Here is a 960-nt window from a genome sequence, read left to right as displayed (position 1 = left end):
CATTTCAATGCAAACTCTTTCAAATTGGAATAATAAAGCAAAGACTGGCACCTTAGCAGGCACTAAACAATATTCACCTGATCTAAATGCCTTACTCGAAGAAAATAAAAAGCTCAAACAACAGCTCAAAACAGCTGAAATGGAACGTGAATTTCTAAAAAAGGCAGCAGCGTACTTTGCGAAAGAAAGTCAGTAAGGTACGCCTATATGAAACAGCAAAGATATTTATTCCCGATTAGCTTTATGGCTAGATTACTTCACGTTTCAGTGTCACGATTTTATGATTGGCTAAAACGAGGCATGAATAAAAGATTGGTTCAGCGAAATCAACAGACAATTTTGGTCAAAATAGCTCATGAGGAAACTAAACAAAGCTATGGCTATATTCGATTAACTAAGCATTTACAAGCGCAAGGTATCAAAATCAGTACGTATGCTGTACGTCAAATAAAAAAGCTCAACCAGCTGTATTGTAAGCGTCATAAGCGTTTCAAAAGAACTACGAAGAGTGATCATAATCGAGCGATCTACGCAAATTTACTAGAGCAACAGTTTTCAATGACTAAGCCCAATCTTGCATGGTCAAGCGATATTACATACATTTGGACTGCTGAAGGTTGGTTATACTTGGCAGCAGTAAAAGACCTGTACACGAAACAAGTGGTTGGCTATAGCTTAAATGAGCGTATGACCGCACAACTTGTTTGCAATGCACTGACTATGGCGATTCGTAATCAAAAACCAACGAAAGGCTTAATTATTCATTCGGACAGAGGCAGCCAATATTGCAGCCATGAATATCGAAAGATACTGGAAAAATGTGATTTTCAAGGTTCAATGAGCAAACGTGGGGACTGTTACGATAATGCACCGATTGAAAGTTTCTGGGGCATACTCAAGAATGAATTAGTGCATCATTGCAACTATAAAACCAGAGATGAAGCTAAAGCAGATATTACA

At 37.9% G+C, this 960-nt stretch carries 1 pseudogene; it reads left to right on the top strand.

The window, feature by feature from the left end:
* Positions 1-960 (top strand): annotated as a pseudogene (locus tag J678_RS22770) (IS3-like element ISAba21 family transposase); the annotation flags it as partial.

Source organism: Acinetobacter sp. 1424608 (assembly GCF_000588255.1).
In the GTDB taxonomy this organism is placed as follows: domain Bacteria; phylum Pseudomonadota; class Gammaproteobacteria; order Pseudomonadales; family Moraxellaceae; genus Acinetobacter; species Acinetobacter nosocomialis.
This window is presented reverse-complemented; position numbering and strand designations above follow the sequence as displayed.